The 23,794-nt window shown below is 57.4% G+C and carries 27 protein-coding genes and 1 tRNA gene; 9 read left to right on the plus strand and 19 right to left on the minus strand.

Annotated elements, in window-relative coordinates; genetic code table 11:
• Positions 1-2: 2 nt before the first annotated feature.
• From pheT to thrS, 6 genes are all read right to left on the minus strand, one after another.
• Positions 3-2,384 carry a phenylalanine--tRNA ligase subunit beta gene (gene pheT / locus ACYZUC_RS09630; protein ID WP_461995354.1) on the minus strand — a complete coding sequence of 794 codons (2,382 nt, stop codon included), beginning with the start codon at positions 2,382-2,384 and terminating at the stop codon, positions 3-5.
• Positions 2,385-2,410: 26 nt separating this feature from the next.
• The gene (pheS, locus tag ACYZUC_RS09635; RefSeq protein ID WP_007905876.1) at positions 2,411-3,427 is read right to left on the minus strand and encodes a phenylalanine--tRNA ligase subunit alpha; all 1,017 of its coding nucleotides are present in this window, start codon (positions 3,425-3,427) and stop codon (positions 2,411-2,413) included.
• 109 nt (positions 3,428-3,536) lie between these two features.
• A complete protein-coding gene (gene rplT, locus ACYZUC_RS09640; protein WP_007905879.1) occupies positions 3,537-3,893 on the minus strand; it encodes a 50S ribosomal protein L20 in 357 nt (118 codons plus the stop codon).
• Positions 3,894-3,921: 28 nt separating this feature from the next.
• Positions 3,922-4,116 (minus strand): 50S ribosomal protein L35, encoded by a 195-nt coding sequence (gene rpmI / locus ACYZUC_RS09645; RefSeq protein ID WP_002553160.1) that lies wholly within the window; start codon positions 4,114-4,116, stop codon positions 3,922-3,924.
• Between the two features lie 60 nt (positions 4,117-4,176).
• On the minus strand, positions 4,177-4,728 hold the full coding sequence (infC, locus tag ACYZUC_RS09650) for a translation initiation factor IF-3 (protein WP_172435341.1): 552 nt from the start codon (positions 4,726-4,728) through the stop codon (positions 4,177-4,179).
• Complete coding sequence (gene thrS, locus ACYZUC_RS09655; RefSeq protein WP_008023971.1) at positions 4,728-6,650, minus strand: threonine--tRNA ligase; 1,923 nt, start codon at positions 6,648-6,650, stop codon at positions 4,728-4,730. Before thrS ends, infC begins: the two co-directional genes overlap by 1 nt.
• Before the next feature lie 373 nt (positions 6,651-7,023).
• On the opposite strand from thrS, the gene ACYZUC_RS09660 reads away from it, so the two are divergent.
• Positions 7,024-7,326, plus strand: coding sequence for a hypothetical protein (locus tag ACYZUC_RS09660; protein WP_192226388.1), 303 nt, complete (start codon positions 7,024-7,026; stop codon positions 7,324-7,326).
• Between the two features lie 292 nt (positions 7,327-7,618).
• Entirely contained in the window at positions 7,619-7,831 is a 213-nt protein-coding gene (locus ACYZUC_RS09665) for a cold-shock protein (protein WP_003179963.1), read from the plus strand.
• 72 nt (positions 7,832-7,903) lie between these two features.
• Here ACYZUC_RS09665 and ACYZUC_RS09670 read toward each other — a convergent pair whose 3' ends face one another.
• Together ACYZUC_RS09670 and ACYZUC_RS09675 are read right to left on the minus strand one after the other, a co-directional pair.
• Positions 7,904-8,224: an I78 family peptidase inhibitor gene (locus ACYZUC_RS09670; protein WP_008037562.1), complete on the minus strand. Its 321-nt coding sequence runs from the start codon at positions 8,222-8,224 to the stop codon at positions 7,904-7,906.
• Between the two features lie 165 nt (positions 8,225-8,389).
• Positions 8,390-8,695, minus strand: a complete 306-nt coding sequence (locus ACYZUC_RS09675; RefSeq protein WP_008023976.1) for a hypothetical protein — start codon at positions 8,693-8,695, stop codon at positions 8,390-8,392.
• A 131-nt stretch (positions 8,696-8,826) separates the two neighbouring features.
• On the opposite strand from ACYZUC_RS09675, the gene ACYZUC_RS09680 reads away from it, so the two are divergent.
• Positions 8,827-9,039, plus strand: a complete 213-nt coding sequence (locus ACYZUC_RS09680) for a hypothetical protein (protein ID WP_461995358.1) — start codon at positions 8,827-8,829, stop codon at positions 9,037-9,039.
• 31 nt (positions 9,040-9,070) lie between these two features.
• On the opposite strand, the gene ACYZUC_RS09685 is transcribed toward ACYZUC_RS09680, so the two are convergent.
• The 8 genes from ACYZUC_RS09685 to ACYZUC_RS09720 all read right to left on the minus strand — a co-directional run bounded on the left by ACYZUC_RS09685 (position 9,071) and on the right by ACYZUC_RS09720 (position 16,708).
• Positions 9,071-10,099, minus strand: coding sequence for a nucleoside hydrolase (locus ACYZUC_RS09685; protein WP_461995360.1), 1,029 nt, complete (start codon positions 10,097-10,099; stop codon positions 9,071-9,073).
• Between the two features lie 43 nt (positions 10,100-10,142).
• Complete coding sequence (gene rbsD / locus ACYZUC_RS09690; RefSeq protein WP_008037567.1) at positions 10,143-10,547, minus strand: D-ribose pyranase; 405 nt, start codon at positions 10,545-10,547, stop codon at positions 10,143-10,145.
• Positions 10,544-11,461 (minus strand): ribokinase, encoded by a 918-nt coding sequence (rbsK, locus tag ACYZUC_RS09695; protein ID WP_461995363.1) that lies wholly within the window; start codon positions 11,459-11,461, stop codon positions 10,544-10,546. Before rbsK ends, rbsD begins: the two co-directional genes overlap by 4 nt.
• Positions 11,462-11,502: 41 nt before the next feature.
• Positions 11,503-12,522 carry a LacI family DNA-binding transcriptional regulator gene (locus ACYZUC_RS09700; RefSeq protein ID WP_192226380.1) on the minus strand — a complete coding sequence of 340 codons (1,020 nt, stop codon included), beginning with the start codon at positions 12,520-12,522 and terminating at the stop codon, positions 11,503-11,505.
• A 3-nt stretch (positions 12,523-12,525) separates the two neighbouring features.
• On the minus strand, positions 12,526-13,503 hold the full coding sequence (locus ACYZUC_RS09705; protein WP_280163459.1) for an ABC transporter permease: 978 nt from the start codon (positions 13,501-13,503) through the stop codon (positions 12,526-12,528).
• The gene (locus ACYZUC_RS09710) at positions 13,500-15,053 is read right to left on the minus strand and encodes a sugar ABC transporter ATP-binding protein (protein ID WP_461995365.1); all 1,554 of its coding nucleotides are present in this window, start codon (positions 15,051-15,053) and stop codon (positions 13,500-13,502) included. The genes ACYZUC_RS09705 and ACYZUC_RS09710 overlap by 4 nt, the downstream gene beginning before the upstream one ends.
• 56 nt (positions 15,054-15,109) lie before the next feature.
• On the minus strand, positions 15,110-16,063 hold the full coding sequence (locus ACYZUC_RS09715) for a sugar ABC transporter substrate-binding protein (protein ID WP_008028234.1): 954 nt from the start codon (positions 16,061-16,063) through the stop codon (positions 15,110-15,112).
• Between the two features lie 186 nt (positions 16,064-16,249).
• The gene (locus tag ACYZUC_RS09720) at positions 16,250-16,708 is read right to left on the minus strand and encodes a hypothetical protein (protein ID WP_461995367.1); all 459 of its coding nucleotides are present in this window, start codon (positions 16,706-16,708) and stop codon (positions 16,250-16,252) included.
• Positions 16,709-17,060: 352 nt separating this feature from the next.
• Between ACYZUC_RS09720 and ACYZUC_RS09725 the strand changes: the two genes are divergently transcribed.
• The 3 genes from ACYZUC_RS09725 to ACYZUC_RS09735 all read left to right on the plus strand — a co-directional run bounded on the left by ACYZUC_RS09725 (position 17,061) and on the right by ACYZUC_RS09735 (position 19,290).
• Complete coding sequence (locus ACYZUC_RS09725) at positions 17,061-18,149, plus strand: asparaginase (RefSeq protein ID WP_392887108.1); 1,089 nt, start codon at positions 17,061-17,063, stop codon at positions 18,147-18,149.
• A 156-nt stretch (positions 18,150-18,305) separates the two neighbouring features.
• Positions 18,306-18,596 (plus strand): DUF1654 domain-containing protein, encoded by a 291-nt coding sequence (locus tag ACYZUC_RS09730; protein WP_008037577.1) that lies wholly within the window; start codon positions 18,306-18,308, stop codon positions 18,594-18,596.
• Between the two features lie 4 nt (positions 18,597-18,600).
• Complete coding sequence (locus ACYZUC_RS09735) at positions 18,601-19,290, plus strand: endonuclease (protein ID WP_461995370.1); 690 nt, start codon at positions 18,601-18,603, stop codon at positions 19,288-19,290.
• Between the two features lie 98 nt (positions 19,291-19,388).
• Here ACYZUC_RS09735 and ACYZUC_RS09740 read toward each other — a convergent pair whose 3' ends face one another.
• A complete protein-coding gene (locus tag ACYZUC_RS09740) occupies positions 19,389-19,754 on the minus strand; it encodes an SPOR domain-containing protein (protein WP_008037578.1) in 366 nt (121 codons plus the stop codon).
• A gap of 250 nt (positions 19,755-20,004) precedes the next feature.
• Here ACYZUC_RS09740 and csrA point away from each other — a divergent pair, with 250 nt between their 5' ends.
• The gene (csrA, locus tag ACYZUC_RS09745; protein WP_008028241.1) at positions 20,005-20,196 is read left to right on the plus strand and encodes a carbon storage regulator CsrA; all 192 of its coding nucleotides are present in this window, start codon (positions 20,005-20,007) and stop codon (positions 20,194-20,196) included.
• A 183-nt stretch (positions 20,197-20,379) separates the two neighbouring features.
• Here csrA and ACYZUC_RS09750 read toward each other — a convergent pair whose 3' ends face one another.
• The gene (locus ACYZUC_RS09750) at positions 20,380-20,835 is read right to left on the minus strand and encodes a DUF2214 family protein (protein WP_461995372.1); all 456 of its coding nucleotides are present in this window, start codon (positions 20,833-20,835) and stop codon (positions 20,380-20,382) included.
• A gap of 294 nt (positions 20,836-21,129) precedes the next feature.
• Between ACYZUC_RS09750 and ACYZUC_RS09755 the strand changes: the two genes are divergently transcribed.
• The gene (locus ACYZUC_RS09755) at positions 21,130-22,059 is read left to right on the plus strand and encodes an SGNH/GDSL hydrolase family protein (RefSeq protein WP_461995374.1); all 930 of its coding nucleotides are present in this window, start codon (positions 21,130-21,132) and stop codon (positions 22,057-22,059) included.
• 180 nt (positions 22,060-22,239) lie between these two features.
• Here ACYZUC_RS09755 and ACYZUC_RS09760 read toward each other — a convergent pair.
• A tRNA-Val gene (locus tag ACYZUC_RS09760) sits at positions 22,240-22,316 on the minus strand.
• Between the two features lie 183 nt (positions 22,317-22,499).
• On the opposite strand from ACYZUC_RS09760, the gene ACYZUC_RS09765 reads away from it, so the two are divergent.
• Positions 22,500-23,783: an NAD(P)/FAD-dependent oxidoreductase gene (locus ACYZUC_RS09765; protein WP_461995375.1), complete on the plus strand. Its 1,284-nt coding sequence runs from the start codon at positions 22,500-22,502 to the stop codon at positions 23,781-23,783.
• Positions 23,784-23,794 lie beyond the last annotated feature (11 nt).

Raw genomic sequence — 23,794 nt, forward strand, 5'->3', positions numbered from 1 at the left:
CGTCACTTCCTTAACGTGGCGTTCAACCTTTGTTCGAGCGAGGTGAGGATGTTTTGCGTCGTGGTATTCACCTCATCGTCATTAAGAGTGCGCGATGGATGCTGCCAGGTCAAGCCGACTGCAAGGCTTTTTCTATCAGGATCAATGCCTTTACCCTGATACACGTCAAATAGCCTGAGGTCCGTCAGCCATTCCCCTGCATTTTCACGGATTACGTCCAGTACAGCACTGGCTGCGACGTCTTTTTCGGCGATCAGCGCAAGGTCACGACGCACTTCAGGAAAGCGCGACAACTCCTGGAATTTAGGCATTTTACCCAACGCCACTTCGGCCAGAACCAGCTCGAAAACGAAGACCGGACGGTCGAGACCGAGGGTTTTCGACAATTCAGGGTGGATTGCGCCAACGAAGCCTACCAAACGGCCTTCACGCTCGATACGCGCGGTTTGACCCGGGTGCAACGCAGGGTGTTTGCCAGGCACGAACGTGAACGAATTCAGTGCACCTGCAAAACCGAGCACCGCTTCCACGTCGGCTTTCACGTCGAAGAAGTCCACGACGTCGCGGCCTTGCGCCCAGCCTTCCGGAAGACGACTACCGCAAACGACACCCGCCAGCATCGGCTCTTGCTTCAAGCCTTCCAGCTGACCGACAAAACGCAGACCGCTTTCGAACAGACGCACGCGATCCTGTTGACGGTTCAGGTTGTGCTGAAGCGCCTTGACCAGACCCGGCCACAGGGACGAGCGCATGGCCGCCATGTCGTTGGAAATCGGGTTAGCCAGCAGCAGCGGCTCGACACCCGGATTAAACAACTCGAATTGTTTCGGATCGATGAAGCTGTAGGTGATCGCTTCCTGATAACCGCGAGCCACCAGCAGGCGACGCAACTCAGGCAGGTCGCTGCGCGCTTCAGCCTTGGCTTGCGGCGCCAGACGGGCTTGCGGGTAACGAACCGGCAGACGGTTGTAACCGTACAGGCGGGCCAGCTCTTCGATCAGGTCGACTTCAAGGCTGATGTCGAAGCGATGGCTCGGCACTTCAACGCGCCACTGCCCTGCCCCATCGGCAGAAATCTTCAGACCCAAGCCGCTGAGCAGGCGCTCGACTTCGGCCGAATCCATTTCCATACCCAGCATCTGAGTGATGCGTTGCGCACGCAGAGTAACCGGCGCAATCGAAGGCAGGTGCTGTTCGCTGACGGTCTCGATGATCGGACCGGCTTCGCCGCCAGTGATATCCAGCAGCAGGCCAGTAGCGCGCTCCATGGCTTCACGGGCCAGTTGCCAGTCCACGCCGCGCTCGTAGCGGTGCGAGGCGTCAGTGTGCAGGCCGTAGGAACGAGCCTTGCCAGCCACGGCGATCTGATCGAAGAACGCACTTTCAAGGAAAATGTCACGAGTGGTCGCGGTGTTGACGCCGCTGTGCTCGCCACCCATTACGCCGGCGATTGCCAGGGCGCGGGTGTGGTCGGCAATCACCAGCGTATCGCTACGCAGACTGACTTCCTGACCGTCGAGCAGCACCAGCTTCTCGCCTTCTTCGGCCATGCGTACGCGGATGCCGCCATTGATTTCGGCAAGATCGAACGCGTGCAACGGTTGACCCAGTTCCAGCATCACGTAGTTAGTGATGTCGACGGCCGCGTCAATGCTGCGCACATCGGCGCGACGCAGACGCTCGACCATCCACAGCGGCGTAGGCTTGGACAGGTCGACGTTACGGATCACTCGACCCAGGTAACGCGGGCAAGCGGCTGGTGCCAGCACCTCAACCGAACGCACTTCATCGTGTACGGCTGGAACGGTCGCCACGACCGGGCGAGTGACTTCAGCGGCGTACAGCGCGCCGACTTCACGTGCCAGACCGGCCAGAGACAGGCAGTCGCCGCGGTTCGGGGTCAGGTCGACCTCGATGCTGGCGTCGTCCAGGTTCAGGTATTCACGAATGTCCTGACCAACCGGCGCATCGACCGGCAGCTCCATCAGGCCATCGTTGCCTTCGCCCACTTGCAGTTCGGCTTGCGAGCACAGCATGCCGTTGGACTCAACGCCACGCAGCTTGGCTTTCTTGATTTTGAAGTCGCCCGGCAGTTCGGCACCGATCATGGCAAACGGGATCTTCAGGCCCGGACGCACGTTTGGCGCACCGCACACGACCTGGAAAGTCTCCGAGCCATTGCTGACCTGGCAAACACGCAACTTGTCAGCGTCCGGGTGCTGTTCGGTGCTCAGCACCTCACCCACCACCACACCGCTGAATTCACCGGCGGCCGGCGTAACGCTATCGACCTCAAGACCGGCCATCGACAGACGGGCAACCAGCTCGTCGCGACTTACCTGCGGGCTAACCCAGCCACGCAGCCATTGTTCACTGAATTTCATCCTGCTCTCCTAAGAATTCGTTACGACTAGCGAAATTGCGCGAGGAACCGCAAGTCGTTGTCGAAGAACAGACGCAAGTCGTTCACGCCGTAACGCAGCATGGCCAGACGCTCAACGCCCATGCCGAAGGCAAAGCCCGAAAACTCTTCCGGGTCGATCCCGGACATGCGCAGCACGTTCGGGTGAACCATGCCGCAGCCCATCACTTCCAGCCAGCCAGTCTGTTTGCAGACACGGCAGCCTTTGCCGCTGCACATCACGCATTCCATGTCGACTTCAGCGGATGGCTCGGTGAACGGGAAGTACGAAGGACGGAAACGCACGGCCAGTTCTTTTTCGAAGAACACGCGCAGGAACTCTTCGATGGTCCCTTTCAGGTCGGCGAAGTTGATATCGCGATCGACCAGCAGGCCTTCGACCTGGTGGAACATCGGCGAATGGGTGATATCGGAGTCGCTACGGTACACACGGCCTGGGCAGACGATGCGGATCGGTGGCTGTTTCGATTCCATGGTGCGGACCTGTACCGGCGAGGTATGGGTGCGCAACAACATGTTGGCATTGAAATAGAAGGTGTCATGCATCGACCGGGCCGGGTGATGGCCTGGGATGTTGAGCGCTTCGAAGTTGTGGTAATCGTCTTCGACCTCAGGGCCTTCGGCGATGCCGTAGCCGATGTGGGTGAAGAACTGTTCGATACGTTCCAGAGTGCGAGTAACCGGATGCAGACCACCCGAGGTCTGGCCACGGCCAGGCAGGGTCACGTCAATGGACTCGGCAGACAGTTTGGCGGCCAGGTCGGCCTCTTCAAACAGTGCCTTGCGGGCATTGAGAACCTCTGTGACACGCTCCTTGGCAACGTTGATCAGGGCGCCGACTTGCGGACGCTCTTCTGCCGGCAAATTCCCCAGGGTCTTCATCACCTGAGTCAATTCACCCTTTTTGCCAAGGTAGTGAACCCGGATTTGCTCCAGGGCATTGATATCTTCAGCGCTTTGCACAGCCTCTAGTGCTTGAGAGACGAGCGCATCCAGGTTTTCCATGTACAGACTCCAGATACAAAATAGGGGAAGAGCTTGAAGGCTCTTCCCCTATTTATGACGTTTAACACCTGGCCCCACAGAGGTGAGGCCGGGTGACTGTCGGGGGTACTTAAGCCAAGGTGGCTTTAGCTTTCTCGACAATCGCAGCAAACGCCGCTTTTTCGTTCACTGCCAGATCAGCCAGAACCTTACGGTCGATCTCGATGGACGCTTTTTTCAGGCCGGCGATGAAACGGCTGTAGGACAGACCGTTGATACGTGCACCAGCGTTGATACGAGCGATCCACAGAGCGCGGAACTGACGTTTTTTCTGACGACGGTCACGGTAGGCGTATTGGCCTGCCTTGATTACCGCTTGCTTGGCAACACGGAATACGCGCGAGCGAGCGCCGTAGTAGCCTTTAGCAAGTTTCAGAATTTTTTTGTGACGTTTACGGGCAATGACGCCACGCTTTACACGAGCCATGAGTTACTTCCTCTATTCTTGACTAAAATTAACGAAGGCGCAGCATGCGCTCGACTTTTGCCACGTCAGACGGATGCAGCAAGCTGCTACCGCGCAGTTGACGCTTACGCTTGGTCGACATTTTAGTCAGGATGTGGCTCTTGAAAGCGTGCTTGTGCTTGATACCGTTAGCAGTTTTCAGAAACCGCTTAGCAGCACCACTTTTCGTTTTCATTTTTGGCATGTTCGGATACTCCGCATTCAGTTGATAAACATAATCAGAAGGCCTGCCGTGCCCTGTTGATTACTTCTTCTTTTTCGGGGCGATGACCATGATCAGCTGGCGTCCTTCCATCTTAGGATGCTGTTCGACCGAACCGTACTCGAGCAAGTCACCTTCAACTCGCTTGAGGAGTTCCATCCCCAGCTCCTGGTGGGCCATCTCACGGCCGCGGAATCGCAAGGATACCTTGGCCCTGTCCCCATCACTCAGGAAACGTACCAGGTTGCGCAGTTTTACCTGGTAATCCCCTTCCTCCGTCCCTGGACGAAACTTGATTTCTTTAACCTGAATCTGCTTCTGGTTTTTCTTGGCCGCGGCAATCTGCTTCTTCTTCTCGAAGATCGATTTGCCGTAGTCCATCAGTTTGCAAACAGGGGGTACTGCATCGGCGGAAATCTCCACCAAATCCAGCTTGGCCTCTTCAGCCTTAAGAAGCGCGTCTTCAATTGACACAATCCCAAGCTGTTCACCTTCAGCCCCAATTAACCGAACCTCGCGTGCCGAGATATTCTCGTTGATCGGGGCTTTCGGTGCAGCTCGTTTATCTTGTCTCATTTCACGCTTAATAATAATTACTCCGAATCTGGGCGACCACGCCGGGAAACCGCTTGCGCGAGAAACTCAGCGAACTGGGCGACGGGCATCGAGCCCAGGTCAGCACCTTCACGAGTACGCACAGCGACAGTCTGCATCTCGACTTCCCGATCTCCGATAACCAAGAGATAGGGAACCTTGAGCAAAGTATGCTCGCGGATTTTAAAGCCGATCTTTTCATTTCTCAAGTCAGACTTGGCACGAAATCCGCTTTCGTTGAGAGTTTTTTCAACCTCGGCGGCAAAATCAGCCTGTTTGTCAGTGATGTTCATGATCACTGCCTGGGTCGGAGCCAGCCACGCAGGGAATGCACCCTCGTAGTGCTCGATCAGGATTCCGACGAAACGTTCGAAGGATCCGAGGATCGCCCGGTGCAACATCACCGGATGCTTGCGACTGTTGTCTTCAGAGACGTATTCGGCTCCCAGACGGACAGGCAGGTTAAAATCGAGCTGCAGGGTACCACACTGCCAGACGCGACCAAGGCAATCTTTCAGCGAGAACTCGATCTTCGGACCGTAGAACGCACCCTCGCCCGGCTGCAGATCGTACGGCAGGCCAGCGCTATCAAGGGCTGCAGCCAATGCGGCTTCGGCGCGGTCCCACAGCTCGTCGGAACCGACGCGTTTTTCCGGACGAGTGGACAGCTTCATCTCGACGTCTTTGAAGCCGAAGTCGGCGTAGACGTCCATGGTCAGCTTGATGAACGCAGCGGATTCGGCCTGCATCTGCTCTTCGGTGCAGAAGATGTGGGCATCGTCCTGAGTGAACGCACGTACACGCATGATGCCGTGCAGCGCACCCGATGGCTCGTTACGGTGGCAGGCACCGAATTCGGCCAGGCGCATCGGCAACTCACGGTAGCTTTTCAGGCCTTGGTTGAACACTTGCACGTGGCAAGGGCAGTTCATTGGCTTGATGGCGTAGTCGCGGTTTTCCGACTGAGTAGTGAACATGTTGTCGGCGTAGTTGGCCCAGTGCCCCGATTTCTCCCACAGGCTGCGGTCAACGACTTGTGGGGTCTTGATCTCCAGGTAGCCGTTGTCGCGCTGAACCTTGCGCATGTACTGCTCGAGTACCTGATACAGCGTCCAGCCGTTCGGGTGCCAGAACACCATGCCCGGCGACTCTTCCTGGGTGTGGAACAGGCCCAGGCGCTTGCCGATCTTGCGGTGATCGCGCTTTTCAGCTTCTTCGATGCGCTGGATGTAAGCCGCCAGCTGCTTCTTGTCCGCCCATGCGGTGCCGTAGACGCGCTGCAATTGCTCGTTTTTGGCATCGCCACGCCAGTAGGCGCCGGACAACTTGGTCAGCTTGAAGGATTTCAGGAAGCGGGTGTTCGGCACGTGCGGACCGCGGCACATGTCGACGTATTCTTCGTGATAGTACAGGCCCATGGCCTGTTCGTTCGGCATGTCCTCGACCAGGCGCAGCTTGTAGTCTTCGCCACGGGCCTTGAACACTTCGATCACTTCGGCACGCGGAGTGACTTTCTTGATCACGTCGTAATCTTTTTCGATCAGCTGTTGCATGCGCTGTTCGATGGCGGCCAGGTCGTCCGGAGTGAAAGGACGTTCGAAGGCGATGTCGTAATAGAAGCCTTCGTCGATGACCGGGCCGATGACCATTTTGGCGGTCGGATACAGCTGCTTGACCGCATGGCCAACCAGGTGGGCGCAAGAGTGGCGAATGATCTCCAGCCCCTCTTCATCCTTTGGCGTAATGATTTGCAGCGTAGCGTCGGCGCTGATGATGTCGCTGGCGTCGACCAGCTTGCCATCGACCTTGCCGGCCACGGTGGCCTTGGCCAGACCTGCACCAATGGATGCGGCGACCTCGGCTACGGAAACCGGGTGATCGAATGAACGTTGACTGCCGTCGGGAAGAGTAATAGTTGGCATGGCGCCTCCTCTCCTAGTGGTGACCCCTACCAAAGGTCACGTGGGTTGGGATGAGCCAGTACAAGATCCGGTCCAGGCCATTCAATGACGAACGCCTGCCTTACAGCGGCAGGAGCCTTGCGGCCAACCGGAAAACCGAACCAGAGTGACTGGGATTCAAATCAGGGTTATTCGAACATCTGCCGCCACCGTGACTGAAGGTCTGCGGAGCTTGCAAATACCCGAGCGAGGCATGCTAGCACAGATGAACGGTCGTCGCGGTGCCGAGGTTTTCTGCTGGGGCAAATCAGTCCTTTTTATGCCAGAGTGCTGAACTTGAACCCCGCTTTACCCCTCAGATAACAAGACATTGACCCACAAGGAGCATCCCAGCATGCGTCTGAATCGTTTGTTCGCAGTAGTCGCCCCCATCGTCCTGTTGCTGCCGTTGGCCGCCCATGCCGATTGGCCGAAGGGCGAGCGCGAGAAATACATGGCTCAGTGCACTCAAGCGGCAACCCCTCAGATCGGCGCTGCAGCGGCAAAAGCCCACTGCGCTTGTGGTGCCGATGCCATCAAGTCATACCCGGCCAGCGACATTCAGTCGTTGATGGACAACCAGGCCAGTGACGCCCTGAAACAACAGGCCCTGACCCAAATTTCCAAGTGCAAGGCCAATAATCCGCAGAAAAAATAAGCCCGACAAGGTGTCAAAAAAGGGTTTGGTGCCGACAAAAGGCATCTGAAAACCGCCTTTTTCGACAATTTATGCAGGTTTTACAGGTTTTTTTATCGTCTTTACTTTCGGCTGAAAGCCTTTTAAATCGGGGCTTTCAGCCACATCAGGCAACAAAGAAAGCGCGACTGTAGGGCAAACAGCACGTCCGGGGGGCTCCCAAAGCGAACATTTCGACTATGATACCCCGGTGTGCCCAGTTGGCCTGAGCAGCACAGTACTACTGAAAATATATGTTTCTTGGAGATACACCATGTCTAATCGCCAAACCGGCACCGTTAAATGGTTCAACGATGAAAAAGGCTTCGGCTTCATCACTCCTCAAGGTGGCGGTGACGACCTGTTCGTACACTTCAAAGCTATCGAAAGCGACGGTTTCAAAAGCCTGAAAGAAGGCCAGACTGTTTCCTTCGTGGCTGAGAAAGGCCAAAAGGGTATGCAAGCTGCTCAAGTTCGCCCAGAGTAATTTCTTGGCGCACTAAAAAAACCCCGTCCATGTGACGGGGTTTTTTATGGGTGGAACAAAAGCCGGACGCTATCAGCCGCAGTTGATGCGCGTGATCACCAGGTTGGCATCGGTGTTCAGGTTCAAGCGGTCGGAGCGGTACTCCAGCGTCACCATATCGTCAGGCTTGAGGATACGGGCATTCTGCGCGCCTGCGCGAACACGCGCCTGTTCCAGCAGCGCGGGCGAAGCCTTTTTGCCAATGGTGAATTCGGCAGCCTTTGCTTCGCAACGACTGTGGCCGGTATCCGTCGTCGTGACAGGGTCTGTTGCCGATTCGGTAGATGTGCTGCTGCAACCTGCCAGCAGACTAGCGGCCAACAAAGTACCCAATGACGCGAGCTTCCAAGGCATGAAGCCTCCTTTTTTCAATAGTTAAGCTGAGATCGTGCGACCGCCAATCTGGCGTTTGGTTTCACAGGCAGCGCCAGCGCCCTACCCTCGACCCGGACAAGCGGCGAGTTTGCCTGAGCACTCCCGGTCATTCACCCCGCAATCGTGACTGAATATGACCTGCGCTCAATAAATATCGATGTAATCGAATGGTGGTGATGGCCAGTTCTCTTTCAGCGCATTGAAGATCTGCATGACCCACACCTCGTCACTGGCCGCGACCAACCCCACATACCCCGAGCCCTTGGCCCACGTCTCCAGACGAAACAGCAGCCCGCCGATGTCAGTGCCACCTACGACACCCGATGAAATGTAAGCGATGCCGCCCTTGGTCACCCGCAATTGGGTGTGCTCATCATCACTGGCAGAGGCCAGCAGCTGGCGCACCGCCTCAAGGGTCAAGCCGTCAGGAGAGTTCAAATCAATCTGCACAGCACGGTCCTTGAAAAATCATCAAAAACCAAGTGTCGCATAGCCTTCCCCTCATGCCTAAGTCGGAGTGCCAAACGCCCCGCAAAATGCTTAACTCACACCCAGACTTTCCCGAATTCACGAGCGCCAACATGACCACCGTAAGCATCGACGCCGACATCAAAGCCAAGTGGCCACAAGGCCACAGCTCTTACAGCCCGGGCAGTCCGGAGGAGCTGGCAATCATTGGTATCGATCTATTGGTCAAGGAGCTGGGGACTGAAGCGGCGCAATCCTTCATCGCGCAGATATTCGAGAAGTACCCGGCCGACTACAAGGGCGCTGAATACAACGAAAGGGAGTAACCCCGCAGGCTGGCACCTGCGGGTGTACAACTTACTTCAGACGAGCCAGACGCTGGGTCAGCAGGTCGAAGAATCCCTGAGCATCACCACTTTCAACCCAGAACACATTTTTCGGCGCTTTCAGGCCGTCATACCAGTCGACGATGGTTTGACCGAAGGTCGGGCCTTCGCGACTATCAACCACCACATTGACCGAACGGCCGGTGAACAGCTCCGGCTTGAGCAGGTAGGCAATGACGGTGGCGTCATGCACCGGGCCACCCGGAAGACCGTAGTGCTCCATGTCGCCTTTGACGTACTCGTTGAGAATATCGCCCACCAGCTTGCTGGCATTATTGTTCAGTGCGGCGATCTGCTTCAGGCGCGCTTCGCTGGTAAGGACCTTGTGGGTCACGTCCAATGGCAGATAGGTTAGTTTGACGCCACTTTTCAGCACCACTTCAGCTGCCTGCGGGTCGGCGAACAGGTTGAACTCGGCCACCGGGGTGATGTTGCCACCGTTGAAGTGAGCACCACCCATGATCACCACTTCCTTGATGCCCTGAACGATCTCGGGCTCCTGGATCAGCGCCAGCGCCAGGTTGGTCTGTGGACCGAGCATAGCGATGGTGATGCTGTGGGGTTTGGCGGTTTTCAAGGTGTCGATCAGGTAATTGACCGCATTACCCTTTGCCAAACCTTGCTTCGGCTCATGCACAGTGACGCCCGACAGGCCTTCTTTACCGTGAATGTTCTCGGCATAAATCGGCGTACGCATCAGCGGTTTCGGCGCACCGGCATAAACCGGCACATCCTCGCGCCCCGCCCACTCGCGGGCCAGCCGCGCATTACGCGAGGTCTTGTCCAGACGCACGTTGCCGGCGACGGTGGTCAACGCGCGGATGCTCAGTTCTTCTGGTGACGCCAGCGCAAACAGCAAAGCAACCACGTCGTCGGCACCCGGGTCGGTGTCGATGATCAAGTCGATCTTGTCCGCCGCCTGGGCGCTTGTTGCGGTAATCAGGGACAAAAGCAGCAGACTCCGGAGCAGATGGTGCAGTTTCTGAGCATAGCGGTACATAGCGCACTCCTTGTGCGTGGAAAAGCAGACAGACGAAAACGAATCAGAACGTGACCCCGGCCACCAGCACGACGTTGCAGTACGGCTGACATTCGCCTGTACGAACAATCGCCCGCGCCTGTCGGCTCAGGACTTTGAATTGGTCATGACTGAGCAGCTCACGCCGACCCAGCGCACCTTCGGCATTCAGCTCATCCAGTGTCACCAGCGCCGACGGCTGTTTGTCCAGAATCTCCTGGGCCAACACGTGGCTTTCGACCTGCATTTCGCTGAGCACAACCTTCAACGTGCTGATGAAATCCGGAACGCCGTGGGTCAAGGCCAGGTCGATCAGTTCGACACCCGGCGGAACCGGCAGGCCGGCATCGCCAATCACGACCATGTCGCCATGTCCCAGGGAAGCGATCAGTCGCGACAGCGCGATGTTGAGCAACGGTGTTTTTTTCATGGTGCTTTAAAGGCCTGTACGTCGGACAAAGTGGGGATCGAGGGTTGCGCGCCGGCACGGGTCACTGACAGCGCCGCAGCGACCTGGCCGAAACGGATCGCTTGCGCCTCGTTTTTGCCGGCGGCCAGTGCGGCAGCAAAACCGCCGACAAAGGTATCGCCCGCCGCCGTGGTATCGACCGCCTTTACCTTCGGCGCTGGAAAGTGTTCGAAGCTGCTTCCATTGGCAAACAGCGAGCCTTGCGCACCGAGGGTGATGATCACCTTGCCGGCCCCCATGGCGATCAATCGGGTCGCCGCGACTTCGGCGGTTTCCAGCGAATCCACCGGCACACCGCTAAGGGCCGAGGCCTCGCTCTCGTTAGGGATCAGATAGTCGATGGCCGCATACCAGTCTGCCGGCAACGGTCGGCTGGCGGGCGCCGGGTTGAGAATCACGGTTTTTCCCAGTTCACGACCGCGCTTGAGCGCATGGCCGACCGTGGCATCCGGCACTTCGAGCTGACAGATGATCACATCCGCCGCCTGCAACACCGCATCGAAGCGGTCAATCACTGCTGGCGTCAGCGCACCGTTGGCACCGGCGACAATCACGATCGCGTTCTGGCTGTTGTCATCGACCACAATCAACGCCACACCGCTGGCACCGTCGACGGTGCTGACTGCCTGGCAATCGATACGGTCGGCCAACAGCGCTCCACGCAGCTCCTCGCCATAGGCGTCGCTGCCGACGCAACCGACCATCGACACTTGCGCACCCAGTCGCGCCGCAGCAACCGCCTGATTCGCACCCTTGCCGCCGGAGACCGTGGCAAACGACTCGCCAATCAGCGTTTCACCGCCACGGGGCAACCGTGACGCGCGGGTCACCAGGTCCATGTTCAGGCTGCCTATCACCACTACTTTTGCTGGCATACATCACTACTCATAAATGCAATTTCAACGGTGCTTTCTGTTTAACGGAAGTGGGCAAACACACCGGCCAGCGGCGCAGTCGATTCGCGCAGCACAATACTGGGCGTCACGATCCGTTGATCGGTGGCCATGGCCGGGGTGGCGATTCTGCGCAACAGCACTTCGGCCGCCATCTCGCCGAGTTGCAGGATCGACTGGCCCACGGTGGTCAGCGCCGGGTAGACATAACGGCTCATCTGGATATCGTCGAAGCCAATCACCGACAGCTCGCTCGGCACACGAATATTGCGCTCGGCGGCGGCGCGCAACACGCCGATGCCGATCATGTCGTTACCGGCGAAGATGGCGCTGGGCGGATTCTTCTCCAACAGAATCGCGGCGGCGCTGTAACCGCCGGTGCTGGTGAAATCGCTTTCGAGCATGCGCTCGCGAGGCACTTCAACGCCCGCCTCTTTCAGCGCGCGGCAATAACCCGCCAGACGCATCTGCGCGACGCTGGTACTGGCCGGCCCGCCAATGGTGGCGATGTCACGATGCCCCAACTCCAGAAGATGGCGGGTTGCCAGATAAGCGCCGTACTCGTGATCGATGCGTACCAGATCCGCATCAACCCCTTCCAGCCCACGGTCGACTATCACCATCGGCGTGCGCACGCCCGCAAGCCCCTCAGCCAGCACGGCGTCCCCACCGGCCGACGCCACGATCAGCCCGTCAATGCGCTTTTCCAGCAATACGCGCAGATAGCTGCGTTGCTTGTCCGGGTTGTCATCGGAGTTGCAGAGGATCACGCAATAGCCATTACGCTCGCAGTAATCCTCGATGCCGCGCGCCAGTTCGGCGAAGTATGGGTTGAGGCTGTTGGGCACCAGCAGACCGATGGTCGCGGTGGTCTTGGCTTTTAATGAGCGGGCCACGGCACTGGGCACGTAGTCGAGACTTTTGATTGCCGCTTCGACCTTGATCCGCACTTCTTCGCTGACGGGCCGGGTCTTGTTCACCACATGGGAAACCGTGGTGTAGGAAATCCCCGCGAGCGCTGCCACATCCTTGATTGTTGCCATGACTCAGGTCCGCCGGCTTGCGCGCTGACTGCGATAGGTATCAAGCACCACCGCCACCACGATGACCGCGCCGGTGATGATGCGTTTGGTCGGTTCGGTTGCGCCGATCTGCGCCAGACCGGCCGCCAGTACCGAGATGATCAACACCCCGAAAAACGTGCTGATGACCGAGCCGCGCCCGCCCATCAGGCTGGTGCCGCCGATCACTACCGCAGCGATCACTTGCAGTTCCAGGCCAGAACCGGCATTCGGGTCCGCCGCCTCCAGGCGGGAAATCTGAAACAGCGCGGCAATCCCGGCCAGCAGCCCCATCAGACTGAACACCAGAATCTTGTAGGGTTTGGGATTGATCCCCGCCAGACGCACGGCTTCTTCGTTGGTGCCGATGCCGATCAGGTAGCGACCGAACACCGTGCGAGTCAACACTGCCTGGGCAACGAAGATGATGAGCAAGGCAATGATGAACGACGGCGAAATGCCGAAGGCAATCGGATTGGACAGCCAGGCAAAGGCATCACCGATATAGGCGGTGCGCGAGCCGGTCATCTGATACGCCACACCACGAGCCATTTCGAGCACGCCGAGGGAGACGATGAACGAAGGAATCCGCCACGCCACGGTGATCGAACCGGTGATCGTCCCCGCCAATGCGGCGGCCGCCATACCGAGCAATGCTGCCGGCAATACGCTCCAGCCCCAGCCGAGAATCGCCACGCTGACCGTTGACGCCGCAAGCGCCAGCACCGAGCCCACCGACAGGTCGATGCCGCCGATGATCAACACGAACGTCATGCCGACCGCCAGCACCATCAAGTCCGGAATCTGGTTGGCCAGGGTACTGAACGTGTCGTAAGACAGAAAATGGCTGCTCAGGACCGAGAACAGCGCGACCATCGCCAGCAAGGCACCGGCCAGGCCCAGATAGGTGCCGAGGCCGTAAAAATTGCCACTACGTTTACCGGCAGATGTTGCAGTTTTCATGGAAGATCCCTAGGCGCTGCTTCGTTGAGCAGCGCATCACGTTTTTGATAGCCGGCAAAAGCAGCGGCAAGCAAGTCATCCTGGGTCCAGCTGTCGCGCTCGAAGGTCTCGATCAGGCGCCCCGCCGACAGCACGCCGATGCGGTCGCAGATCAGCATCAGTTCACGCAGGTCGCTGGACACCACCACCAGCGCCTTGCCCTGACGAGTCAGCTCACCGAGCAGTGCATAGATGTCGAATTTGGCGCCGACGTCGATGCCGCGAGTCGGCTCATCGAACAGCAACACCGAGCAGTCGCGCTCCAGCCAACGGCCGATCACGACCTTCTGCTGATTGCCGCCGGACAACTCCGAGACCAATTGCGTCGGGCTGGAACTGCGGATGCGCATGGCGTCGATCTGACGCTGGGCCAGCGACATCTCGTCACCGTTGTTGACGAAACCGCCGCTGGAAATCACCGGCATGTTACCCAGGGCAATATTCGCGCTGATCGATTGCGTCAGCAGCAAGCCCTCGCCCTTGCGGTCTTCGGTGATCAGGGCAATGCCGTGACCGACAGCGTCCGCCGGCGAACGAATACTCACGACCTGTGCCGGCGAACCCAGCGCAACCGTGCCGCTGTCCGCTGTGTCGGCGCCGAAAATCAGGCGTAGCAACTCGGTGCGCCCTGCCCCGATCAAACCGGAAATCCCGTAGATTTCCCCGGCACGCACCTCAAAGGAGACGTCGCGCACTTTGTCGGAGCGGGTCAGGCCCTTGACCGTCAACGCCGGCGCGCCGATGTTGCGCGGCCCCATGTCGATGTGTTCACCGAGTTCACGGCCAACCATCAAGGTCACCAATTGCTCACTGTTGTAGTTGGCCATCGGCTCGACACAAACCAGATTGCCGTCGCGCAACACCGCAATGCGCTGAGCCACCCGCGCCAGCTCTTCGAGGCGATGGGAGATATAGATGATCGACACGCCACGAGCTTGCAGGCGCGTGATTTGCTCGAACAGCATTTCGACTTCACGGGCCGTCAGCATCGCGGTCGGTTCGTCGAGGATCAGCACATGACAATCGCCGATCAGGTTGCGGGCGATCTCGACCATCTGTTGATGACCGATGCCCAGTTCGCCGACGAGGGTGTCCGGGTCGATCGCGTCGAGCCCGACCTGAGCCATGGCTTCGATCGCGGCCTTGCGCAATTGCTTGCGACTGATCCAGCCGCCGTTGCTGGGCAGGTTATCGAGAAACAGGTTTTCCGCTACCGACAGGGTCGGCAACAGATTGAGTTCCTGCATGACCATGCGAATGCCCAGGTCTTCAGCCTGGGTACGGCTGCCAGGGCGGTAATCCTGCCCCTGGAATTGCATCTGGCCGGTGGTCGGCGTGACCAATCCACCAATGATCTTCGACAGCGTGCTTTTGCCGGCGCCGTTCTCGCCGGTCAGCGCCAACACCTCGCCGCGTATCAGCGTCAGGTCGATACCGGTGAGGACAGGCTGCGCGTAGGTCTTGCCGATACCGCTGACCGAGAGGACAGCGTTCGGAGCGCAAACAGACATAAAAACTCTCCATGCGCTCGCCCGGACGGGCGAGCACCGTTGCGTCGCCAGAAGGACTACTTGGTAACCAGCTCTACCGGAGTTTCGATCACGCCGTTGGTGCCGCTGTCGACTTTCTCACCCTTGACGATCTTCAGCGCCGTCTCGATGCCGAACACGGCTTGCCTGGCAGCGAACTGGTCTGCGGTGGCCAGGACACGGCCATCCTTGAGCATCGGCTTGATGGCGTTGATGTTGTCGTAACCGACCACTTGCACCTTGCCGGCCTTGCCCGCGGCACGCACGGCAGACACTGCGCCGACGGCCATGCTGTCGTTGCCGGCCAGCAGGGCTTTGACTTGCGGGTATTCGCTGAGGATCGACGCCGCGACCTTGTTGCCTTTATCGATTTCCCAATCGCCGGATTGCAGGGACACGACCTTGATCTGCGCCGCTTCCATCGCATCCTTGAAGCCTGCAGTGCGAGCCTGGGCGTTGGTGGTGGTGGACACACCTTCGATAATGCCGACTTCGTCACCGGCCTTCAGTTGCTTGGCCAGGTACTCACCCACCAGACGCGCGCCTTTGCGGTTGTCCGGGCCTACGAACGGAACATTGATGTTTTTGCTTTTGACGACCGCTGGGTCCAGCTGGTTATCGATGTTGACCACGGTGATGCCGGCGTCGATGGCTTTCTTGATCACCGGGACCATGGCCTTCGAGTCAGCGGGTGCGATGACCAGTGCATTGACCTTGGCCAGAATCATTTGCTCGACGATACGCGTCTGGCCCGCAGTGTCCGTTTCGTCCTTGATGCCGTTGGAGATCAGGTCGAAATCGGCGGAGTGATCTTTCTGGTAGGCCTTGGCGCCGTCTTCCATGGTCAGGAAGAATTCGTTGGCCAGGGATTTCATGACCAGCGCGACTTTGGGTTTTTCAGTGTCGGCGAAGGCCGAGGAGACAGGCAACGCGGCGGATGCGGCAGCCAGCATAGCGACAGCGAGAAGACGTCCAGCGAATGGCAGCTTCATGGGTTCACTCCGATCTTATGATTATTCTGAGCAACGCTTGCGCTGGCATAAGTTTCACCGCGTAAACCGATGGCACAAGCCATCGGCAGTGCCGCGCAAACGTTTGCGTAGACCGAACTATGCGAACCCTGCCGCTATTTGTCAACGACCGAAAAATACGGTTTGTGCTTGCGGTAACAAAACCGCTTATGCCGTGGTGCTGATCACACCACCCGAGCCGGAGCTCTTGGCCAGTTCCTTGACCAGATTGCCTGTGACTTCCGCCAGCGCCCCGCTGGTGTTGGCAACTTGCCCTTGAATCGACATGACGACAGCGGTCTTGGCTTCCGGTGTCGGGTAACTCGCCACTTGAGCCGCCGCCAGTTGTTGCTGTTGTTCGCGCAGTTGCTGCTGCAGTTCCTGCATACGCTTGAGCAGCATCTTCACCACAATGCTTTGGTCGCTACCGCTTTCGCTATCACTTTCCGTTTTTGTTTCGATCACCGCGCCGCCGGTCCGGACCTTGGTTGCGCCACCCTCCTCCTCGGTACCCAACGCCAGTTTTGAAGCCTCGGAAGTTGATTCGCTCAAGGCGTTGATCGTTGCGGTGGATTTGCCACCGATGGTGATTGCGCCTGCATTGGGAAAACCGATCGAAAAAGACATGTGAACTCCTGAAAAAAAAAATCCTTCAGACAAGCATCGACCTGCGCGCAGGTTTCTTTAGCAATGATTTTCCGTCTGGCAAGAAGACCTGTTCAACAGAAGCCGTAGCCCTTTTCGGAGAGCCGAACGCAAATAACAAACATATTCGGAAAACCGGACAACAGGACGTTTAAACCTCGCTCAACACAGTCCGAATAATTGATACAAATCATTGGGTTAAAGCTATTTTTCATTTCCAGGTATGACTGGTACAGATCCTGCTCCCTCTCATTCACCCCAGACATTCAGATCTGTCCGGGGCGCATCTAGATGAACCTGCATCCGCACCGTCTCACTACTAGAGAGAAAAATAATGACATCTGCTTTCAAGACTTTTGTTCCGGGCGCCTTGGCCCTCCTGCTGCTCCTTCCGACAGCCCTTCAGGCAAAAGAAGTCGAAACCAAACAGAAACTGGCGAACGTGGTGATCCTGGCCACCGGCGGCACCATTGCCGGCGCGGGCGCCAGCGCCGCCAACAGCGCGACGTATCAAGCGGCGAAAGTCGGCATCGAACAGCTGATCGCCGGCGTTCCGGAACTGAGCCAATTGGCCAATGTTCGCGGCGAACAGGTCATGCAGATCGCCTCCGAAAGCATTACCAATGACAACCTGCTGCAACTGGGTCGTCGCGTGGCCGAACTGGCTGACAGCAAAGACGTCGACGGCATCGTCATCACCCACGGCACCGACACCCTGGAAGAAACGGCCTACTTCCTGAACCTGGTGGAAAAAACCGACAAACCGATCATCGTCGTGGGCTCCATGCGCCCAGGCACCGCGATGTCCGCAGACGGCATGCTGAACCTGTACAACGCCGTGGCCGTGGCCAGCAGCAAAGACGCGCGCGGCAAAGGCGTGCTGGTGACCATGAACGATGAAATCCAGTCGGGTCGTGACGTCAGCAAGATGATCAACATCAAGACCGAGGCGTTTAAAAGTGCCTGGGGTCCTCTTGGCATGGTGGTCGAAGGCAAATCCTACTGGTTCCGCCTGCCGGCCAAGCGCCACACCATGGACTCGGAGTTCGACATCAAGAACATCAAGAGCCTGCCTGACGTCGAAATCGCCTATTCCTACGGCAACGTGAGTGATACCGCCTACAAAGCGCTGGCTCAATCCGGCGCCAAAGCCATCATCCACGCGGGTACCGGCAACGGTTCGGTGTCTTCGCGCGTGGTTCCAGCCCTGCAAGCCCTGCGCAAGGATGGCGTGCAAATCATTCGTTCCTCCCACGTCAACGCCGGTGGCTTCGTATTGCGTAACGCCGAACAGCCAGACGACAAGTACGACTGGGTTGTGGCCCATGACCTGAACCCACAGAAGGCCCGCATCCTGGCCATGGTCGCGCTGACCAAGACCAATGACAGCAAAGAGCTGCAACGGATGTTCTGGGAATACTGATTCGCCCTCGCCCGACCGGTCCCGGTCGGGCACCGCTTTCACCACTCGCCAGCCGTGGCGAGTGGTCTCTGCCTGATAAAAAAATCTTCTTCGTCCTACACCAATCGGGAAAAACTGCTGTCAGAGGATTTTCTTGAATTTTAAGCAGTTGCGAAAATGCCTACAGTTAAATACTGTATGCACGTACAGCTTAATAAGGACAATTCCGTGGCCACCACCTCTGCCTCTCCTGATGCCTATGTACGCATGGGTATGCGCGTTCAGAAAATCATCAACTCCCCCACCGCTCAGAAAGCCAAAGCGGCCCTGATCTTCCGACTTCCGGACGAGCCAGTGGATGAGTGGGAGCAACTACTCGAAGAAATCGACGAAAACGACAACGTCACCCTCGCCTACCGCGACGATGGCGGTGTGCAGATTTTCTGGGTTGTGCCGAAGGAAGATTGAGTCAATGAGTGTCCGTTTTTTTGCTTTGCTGTTTTTGCTCTTCGCGATGGGCGCGCAAGCTGACGCCCCGCGCACCTTCAATGAAGCCAAGAAAGTCGCCTGGAAGCTGTACGCCCCGCAATCCACCGAGTTCTATTGCGGCTGTAAATACACCGGCAACAAGGTGGACCTGTCGGCCTGCGGTTATGTGCCACGCAAAAATGCCAAGCGCGCTTCGCGCATCGAGTGGGAACACATCGTCCCGGCCTGGCAGATCGGCCATCAGCGCCAGTGCTGGCAGGAAGGCGGACGCAAGAACTGCACGCGCTACGACCCGACCTACCAGAAGGCCGAGGCCGACTTGCATAACCTGGTGCCGAGCATCGGCGAGGTGAATGGCGATCGCAGCAATTTCAGTTTTGGCTGGTTACCGGAGCAATCGGGTCAATACGGTTCGTGCCTGACCCAGGTTGATTTCAAGGCAAAAAAGGTCATGCCCCGCCCTTCTATTCGCGGCATGATCGCCCGGACGTACTTTTACATGAGCAAGCAGTACGGTTTGCGCCTGTCGAAACAGGATCTGCAACTGTACGAAGCATGGAACAAAACCTATCCGGTACAGGCCTGGGAACGTCAGCGCAATCAGAGCGTGGCGTGCGTGATGGGGCGCGGCAACGAGTTTGTCGGGCCGGTGGACATGAAAGCGTGCGGTTAAACACTTGTTGAAAACAAAAAGGCCTGGGGTTGAATGCCCCAGGCCTTTTTCGTTTTCAATCGTGCGGGCACCGAGGCGCTTGGGCGACCGATGAGGCCTTACTGAGTCACCGGATGCTCGATGACCAGCAGTTCGATGTTCTGTTTTTTCGCCCGGGTCAGCGCCGCGCGCACCTCTTCCTGCTTGGCTTCAGCTTCGGCTTTGGAATTGAATGGCCCCATCAGGATGCGGGTCTTGCCATTTTCCTTGACCACGCTGGAAACGAAACTGTGCTCGATCAGCCAGCCGCTCAGGTCGCTGACAGCCTGGGTTATTTCACCTCGCACTTCCAGATCCCACTGCGGCGCAGATACCGCCGCCGGTGCTGCCGCCACGGCTGGCTGCGGCTTTGGCGCATCAGCGCGCTTATCCTCACCGCATCCCGCCAATGCCAGTACTGCGATTACCAAAGCCATTTTGCGCACAACGCTTCCCTCTGAATGCTGAAAGCGGAGATTTTAACACCCATGAATACTTCTCGAGTGCCGCAAAATGGGCGCAAAACAACGAGAATCATGGAGGCGGCCTCTGTATAGTTACGCCTTGGGAATTAATGCAGCATCTGCGCGTCAGAAAGAGGCACCCAAACCGTGAGACTTCGCACTAATCTATACATACCACCGACCTCTGCACTGTCCGAATCAGGTGCCCTACAAAGCAATCAAGGAGAAGACCATGCTGATACTCACCCGCAAAGTCGGTGAAAGCATAAATATTGGCGATGACATTACGATCACCATTCTGGGCGTAAGCGGCCAGCAAGTCAGAATTGGCATCAACGCCCCGAAAGACGTTGCGGTGCACCGCGAAGAAATCTATCAGCGCATTCAGGCAGGCCTGACCGCCCCGGACAAGCCGCAATCCTGAATCCTGCTGCAGTCAGTAGCCAGCCTGTTCGCCCCCGAACCACGGCTGGCTAAAGATTCACGCACAGCAATCACTCCTGCATCCCCCCACCCACGAACGTGAAGCCGATACTACCGGCATGTCTCACGTCATGGCTGTCGGACGTTTCGGATTAAGCCTGGGGAAGTATGCATTCGTACTCGGCTAACCAAACGTCACTCCCCGCGCCATGCCCGTGGCCGCCACGACCATCAACATCACCAGCAGCGCTTCGATATGGCTGATCCGCGCGAACAGCTTCGCACGACTGGCATCAATGGCTGCGCCCCGCGCCTGCGCAATCCGCCATTTGATCAGGGTGATCATCGGCGCGATTTCAAGCAGCAGAATGAGAACGAAAAGCGTCATCTTCAGATGGAACAGCGGCTGGTGAAGATAGTAATCAGTGCCCTTTTCGTACCCGGCAAAGGCTCGCATCCCACCGGTGATCAGCAGAATGACCGCTGAAATGCCCCACAGATTATCTGCAATCAAGACGCTACGCGCCTCACCCATCCCAGCGGCCAACCGCCGAAAAGCGCTGCCGCGGGTCAGTACGGCCCAGAAACCCAGGGCGAACGCCAAGAGATGAATCGCCGCAAAAAACCAGTGGGCAAGCATCGAGATTCTCCAGTCAGGTTTGAGTTGGATCAGCCTGTCAGTAGTAGCCCATTAAATCGGGGATTGCCTACCTAGCCGCTATCGTTTGAACCCGCGTAGCTTGCCAGTCCTCCCGCACGGACGACGCAAACGATGAACAGAAAACAAGGTCACTCGCGAGGTGCAAGCAGGTGCAATGAAGATCGTCACTCAGGTCGGCGCTGCATTGGCTTGCAATGGTAGCTATGTGACAGACATCCGATCACTCTGCTTGTAGACTCCCGCCCATCATTCGGCACGGATCTGATAGCTCCAATGCGCAAAATTATATTTTTCCTCATGCTGTGCGCCTCTACGGCGCAAGCAGCCTGTGAGATGCAACCCACGACCATCGTCGGGAAAACCTTGATTGGGTCTTTTGAGACGAAAAAGCTGAAATCCGACGCGATCAAATTCTCACCGGAGACCGGCGACATCACTGGCAAGAATGCAGTGTTCGACTTTGACACTCTTTATGAAATGGATTCCGGCAAGTCATCTGCGAGATTCCGTCTGGGCGAGGCCTTCCTGATTGACGGGGTGTCTTATATCGGGAACGTTGAGTGGGAATCCGGAAAAGCTCCGAAAAAGCCCGGAATCTACGAGTTTTACGCCCTTAAAACAGAACCCGTGAAAAACGCTAAAACCCTGACGATGGTAGGCGACTCGATTACCTGGTGGAGCTACGGCCGGTATTTCCGTTGCCTACTCGCCCCAGAGTTGCCTGGAGTGCAGTTTGTAGGGCCTCACACCGATGTGGTTGGTTATGGCCATGCCGGTGAAGGCGGCAACAATACCCAGCAAATAATTGACCGCCTGGACAAAATCAAACCATCCAATTATTACTTTGTGCTTGCAGGAACAAACGATTGGAATTTTTGGGCGCCACCAAAAACAGTTGAAAATTTGAAAGTGATCGCGAAAGCACTGAGCGAAAAAGGCGGACAGGTCATCATTTCTACGCTGCTTCCCCGGCTTGACGAACATGATGCACGCAATGAGGAAGTGAACAGATTATTGCTTGCGTGGAATGGCGAGGGATGCGACTGCAAAGTAATCGATTTGGGCTCCGAGTTCAGGAAGCTTCCAAACAGCCAAAGCTATTTCTGGGATAACGCAGTCCATCCAAACTTTGAAGGCTATCAAAAGATCACCGAAATACTCGGCACCGACATCCGAAAAACTTTTAATCAAGTTGCTCAGTAATCATCGAAGGCTCCAGGTCTTGGCTTTTGATCTTCCGACAAATGTAAGCCTACGGCTTACATGAAGGTCAGAGCCGACCTGATGATGTAGCGCGGCGAGGGCTTTGCAAATCGCAGACAACAAAAAAGGGCTCACCTTTCGGTGAGCCCTTCTAGACCGCCCAGCAGAGCGGATTTTGTTTGGTAGGCGCGATTGGACTCGAACCAACGACCCCCACCATGTCAAGGTGGTGCTCTAACCAACTGAGCTACGTGCCTGCTGTGAGGCGGCATTCTACGGAATTCCGGAGGGGTGTCAACACCTTTTTTCGAGCTAACCCTATGAATATGCAAAATATTTAATTTCGCGGCTGCAAGGAAGATTTTGCGGTGGCTGGCGGTCGATTTTTAACTCGGGTAGGATCGATGCACTCGTAAAATATATTAAACAGAGGCAGCAGGATGGCGAACACCCCCTACCCAGAGTCCTACTACGCCGCATCGGCCAATGCGGTTCCGCCGCGCCCGGCCTTGCAGGGTGATGTAGAGACTGATGTCTGTGTGATCGGTGCCGGTTACACCGGTCTGTCCTCTGCCCTGTTTCTGCTGGAGAACGGTTTCAAGGTCACGGTGCTGGAAGCCGCCAAGGTGGGTTTCGGTGCATCGGGTCGTAACGGTGGCCAGATCGTTAACAGTTATAGCCGCGACATCGATGTCATCGAGCGCACTGTCGGCCCCAAACAGGCGCAGTTGTTGGGGCAGATGGCGTTCGAGGGCGGGCGAATCATTCGTGAGCGGGTCGCCAAATATAATATCCAGTGCGACCTGAAGGACGGCGGCGTATTCGCCGCAATCACCGCCAAGCAGATGGGCCATCTGGAATCGCAGAAGCGTCTGTGGGAGCGTTTCGGTCATACGCAGCTTGAGCTGATGGATCAACGCCGCATTCGTGAAGTGGTGAACTGCGAGCAATACGTTGGCGGCATGCTCGACATGAGCGGCGGGCACATACATCCACTGAACCTGGTACTCGGCGAAGCAGCAGCGGTCGAGTCGCTGGGCGGCACTATCTATGAGCAGTCGCCGGCGGTGCGCATCGAGCGCGGCGCAACCCCGGTAGTGCACACACCTCAGGGCAGGGTCAGGGCCAGGTTCATCATCGTGGCGGGCAACGCGTACCTCGGCAATCTGGTGCCGGAATTGGCGGCCAAGTCGATGCCGTGCGGAACGCAGGTGATTACCACCGAGCCATTGGGCGAAGCGTTGGCCAAGAGCCTGTTGCCGCAGGATTACTGTGTCGAAGACTGCAACTACCTGCTCGACTATTACCGCCTGACCGGCGACAAGCGCCTGGTTTTCGGCGGTGGCGTGGTGTACGGCGCGCGCGACCCGGCGAATATTGAAGCGATCATCCGACCGAAGATGCTCAAGGCCTTCCCGCAGCTCAAGGACGTGAAGATCGATTACGCCTGGACCGGCAACTTCCTGCTGACCCTGTCGCGTCTTCCGCAGGTCGGACGCCTGGGCGACAACATCTACTACTCCCAGGGTTGCAGTGGCCACGGCGTGACGTACACGCACCTGGCGGGCAAAGTGTTGGCCGAAGCGTTGCGCGGTCAGGCTGAGCGTTTTGACGCGTTTGCCGACTTGCCGCACTACCCTTTCCCCGGCGGGCAATTGCTGCGCACGCCGTTTGCGGCGTTGGGCGCCTGGTACTACGGATTGCGAGACAAGTTCGGTTACTAAGCAATACCGCA

The organism is Pseudomonas sp. GT1P32 (assembly GCF_054897805.1).